4 protein-coding genes and 3 pseudogenes are annotated in these 3,132 nt (G+C 65.0%); 6 read left to right on the top strand and 1 reads right to left on the bottom strand.

Going from position 1 to position 3,132, the window contains the following annotated elements:
• Window positions 1–183, bottom strand: a 183-nt coding sequence (locus NFW05_RS11860) for a hypothetical protein (RefSeq protein WP_295306901.1), incomplete at its 3' end; no start/stop codon positions are given.
• Between the two features lie 243 nt (window positions 184–426).
• Between NFW05_RS11860 and NFW05_RS11865 the strand changes: the two are divergent.
• The 6 genes and pseudogenes from NFW05_RS11865 to NFW05_RS11890 form a co-directional block, all read left to right on the top strand.
• Window positions 427–764 (top strand): annotated as a pseudogene (locus NFW05_RS11865) (hypothetical protein); the annotation flags it as partial.
• Window positions 745–1,026: a nucleotidyltransferase domain-containing protein gene (locus NFW05_RS11870; RefSeq protein WP_295306909.1), complete on the top strand. Its 282-nt coding sequence runs from the start codon at window positions 745–747 to the stop codon at window positions 1,024–1,026. The pseudogene NFW05_RS11865 and the gene NFW05_RS11870, both read left to right, overlap by 20 nt.
• On the top strand, window positions 1,013–1,360 hold the full coding sequence (locus tag NFW05_RS11875; protein ID WP_295306903.1) for a HepT-like ribonuclease domain-containing protein: 348 nt from the start codon (window positions 1,013–1,015) through the stop codon (window positions 1,358–1,360). The genes NFW05_RS11870 and NFW05_RS11875 overlap by 14 nt, the downstream gene beginning before the upstream one ends.
• 9 nt (window positions 1,361–1,369) lie before the next feature.
• On the top strand, window positions 1,370–1,759 hold the full coding sequence (locus tag NFW05_RS11880) for a nucleotidyltransferase domain-containing protein (RefSeq protein ID WP_295306906.1): 390 nt from the start codon (window positions 1,370–1,372) through the stop codon (window positions 1,757–1,759).
• Window positions 1,743–1,955: pseudogene (locus NFW05_RS11885) on the top strand (HEPN domain-containing protein); the annotation flags it as partial. The gene NFW05_RS11880 and the pseudogene NFW05_RS11885, both read left to right, overlap by 17 nt.
• Window positions 1,941–3,132 (top strand): annotated as a pseudogene (locus NFW05_RS11890) (Swt1 family HEPN domain-containing protein); the annotation flags it as partial. The pseudogenes NFW05_RS11885 and NFW05_RS11890, both read left to right, overlap by 15 nt.

Here is a 3,132-nt window from a genome sequence, read left to right on the forward strand (position 1 = left end):
CGGTGGGCCAGGCTCGCCCGCTGCACTCCCCACCGGACCCATCGCCGCCGCGCCCACCGCCGGCACCCGCGCGACGAGCTGGGCGTGGTCACGCCGGGCCGCGCGCTCGATCGCCTCTGTGCATGGCCGCGCAACGAGCAGCGCCTGAGGATTGAGCAACTGCTCAATGCGGCTGCACGGCACCGGCCAGTCTTCCCGCAGGAGTTGATTGCCGGTCAGGTCGTTCGTTGCCCCGCAGAGCACACGACGCCGATGCCAAGGTCGTGCGCTGCGGCGCTGGCTGGCAAGATCCTCTGCAGAACCGTCCAGAAGTTGGTGAGCCGGCAAGGCTCCCGCAGCGCTCGAAAATGCCGTGCCAGACACGCTGCGCTGATGGACAATAGACCACTCCGGGAAGCGAACCACGACGACCTGTTCCGATCGGCGATGAAACTCGAACAACTGCAGACCAGCGCGGTGATCCGCGGCATCGTTCCTGATGCACTGGTGACCTGGTCAGCGTCCAGTGGTTTGGCTCCGAAGCCCTGGAGCTGACCTACAAGACGGCCTCCGGCCGCGTCGCCAACGAGCTGCTCTACCGCCACGACGAGCCGCGACTGGAACTCGTCGAGCAGGGCCGGCCGTGGAGCTTCGACGGCGACGGCGCACGCTTCCGCCGCCTTTCCGAGGCCCAGCGCATCCGGCTCGCGCATCTCTTCGACCCGGTACTGGCCGTGCGTACCTCGGTGGTCGACCCGCTGCCGCATCAGATCACCGCCGTCTATCTGCGAAGCGCGCAGTATCCGCCGTCTGTCGCTGTTCGGCTCGCACCTCAAGGGAACGGCGAGGCCGGACAGCGACGTGGATCTGCTCGTCGAGTTCGATCCCGAGCATGTCCCCGGACTTCTGGGTATTGCCGAGATGGAGCTGACGTTGTCGGAGATGCTCGGAGGGCCGCGGGTCGATTTGCGCACCGCGCAGGATCTCTCCCGTTACCTTCGCGACGAAGTGGTGCGCACGGCCGAGGTGCAGTATGTCGCCGCATGACCGCTGGCGCCTGCAGCACAGGATAGAGGCCGCTGAGCGCACGGAGAAAATCATTTCCGGTCGCGAGCGTGCCGATCTTGACCGGGATCAGATGCTTGTTTTCGCGATCGTGCGTGCGGTTGAAATCATCGGCGAAGCGGCCAGCAAGATCTCCGAGGAAACACGAATTTCCCATACGGTGATTCCCTGGAAGGCCATCATCGGCATGCGCAATCGTCTGGTGCACGCCTGCTTCGATATCGACGCAAGCATCGTCTGGGTGGCGCTCACTGAGGAGATTCCCTTCTTGCTCGGTCAACTGAAAACACTGGCGGCAAGCGAACGGAACCAATAGGGATAGCCCATGGCCCTCACCAACCACGAGCGCGTCGGAAAAGCGCTGGAACGTCTGAATGCTCCCCAGTGCGGCAGGAGATCAATGATGGAATGGATCGACCAGGCAAGGACCTGTCTTGCTGAAAACTTGCCCAATGGCAGTCGGATGATTGTGTTCGGGTCGCAGGCGCGAGGCGATGCCAGGCCGGATAGCGACCTGGACCTGCTGGTGATCGAGCCCGACGTCGCGGACCGCTTTGCCGAGATCGCGAGGCTGTCGACCCTGCTCGGGCAACGCCTGATTCCCTGCGATGTGGTGGTCATGAGCGCCGAGACTTTCGAGCGCCAGAAGCGGGTCGTCAATACGCTCGCCTGGCGTGCGGACCTGGAGCGGCAAGTTCATGACTTCGCCACCTGATCACGCCCGTGCGCTGCTCGCCCGTGCCCGCGACGATTTCTATGTGGCTCGGCATCTGCGCGGGGAAGCGGATGCGCCCCTCTGGGTTCTTGGTTTCCACGCCCAGCAGGCGGTAGAAAAAGCGTTGAAGTCGGTACGGTCGAGCTGCGGCATCGAATACCCCCGGACCTATAATCTTGCGATGCTGGTAGAGATGTTACGGCGTGCCCGGACCGGCCTAGTGCCGTTCATCGAACGGGAATTGAAGGCCAAGTATGGCAATGGCTGGGCTTTCGAAGTGAAGGACGTCCTGTCCGACACCCGCCTGGCCGCCGGCAACGGCGAAGCGCTGCAGGACGTCGCCGCTTCGCTGGTGGTCATGGATCGTCGATGGACCGAGGCGTTTCGCCAGATTCTCGGCAAGAGCGAGCGCAGCCTGGTCAACGAGCTGCTCGGCGTGCGCAACGCCTGGGCACATCAGGAACCCTTCTCCAGCGACGACGCCTACCGTGCCCTGGATTCAGCCGGCCGCCTGCTGTCCGCCGTTTCGGCGCCGCAGGCGGACGACGTCGAAAGGATGAAGATGGGACTGCTGCGCGTGCGCTTCGACGAGCAGGCGCTCAGCGAGAAGCGGAAGTCGGCGAGCATCGGCGTCGAGAGCGGCGTCGCCGGCAACCTCAAGCCCTGGCGCGACATGGTCATGCAGCACGCAGACGTGGCCAGCGGTCGCTACCAGCAGGCCGAGTTCGCCGCCGATCTCTGGCAGGTGCATCTTGGCGAAGGGACACCCGAATACCGGGACCCGGTGGAGTTCTTCCGCCGCACCTATCTGACCGAAAGCCTGAAAGGGATGCTGGTCGGCGCGGTGCAGCGGCTGACCACCGGCGGTGGCGACCCGGTCGTGCAGTTGCAGACCAACTTCGGCGGCGGCAAGACGCACTCGATGCTGGCGCTCTATCATCTGTTCTCGGGTATCGCGCCGCCCGAGCTGGCCGGTATCGACGAAGTGATGTCCGGCGCCGGCGCGAGCAGGATTCCAGCCGACCGGCGCGTGGTGCTGGTTGGCAACAAGATTTCTCCGGGGAACCCGGCGACGTGCTGCGCGAGCTGTTCAACGACTACGGCCCGTGCGTGATCCTGGTCGACGAATGGGTGGCCTATGCGCGCCAGCTCCACGACCAGAGCGACCTGCCGGCGTCGGATACTTCCGGCTCGCCGCAGAAGTTGCCCTACTCGCAGGCGAACGACGTGGAAGTCGGCGGCACGCGCGGCCGCGAGGCGCTCGAGCGGCTGCGCAACGTTGTCGGCCGGGTCGAATCGTCGTGGCGTCCGGCGAGTGCCGAAGAGGGCTTCGAGATCGTTTGCCGGCGCCTGTTCGAGCCGCTTGCCGACCC

Source organism: Accumulibacter sp. (genome assembly GCF_023806625.1).
GTDB lineage: Bacteria > Pseudomonadota > Gammaproteobacteria > Burkholderiales > Rhodocyclaceae > Accumulibacter.

Coding starts and splice junctions, on each gene's coding strand:
- NFW05_RS11880 (WP_295306906.1), top strand. CDS start 1,370: ATGGCCCTCACCAACCACGAGCGCGTCGGAAAAGCGCTGGAACGTCTG.
- NFW05_RS11875 (WP_295306903.1), top strand. CDS start 1,013: ATGTCGCCGCATGACCGCTGGCGCCTGCAGCACAGGATAGAGGCCGCT.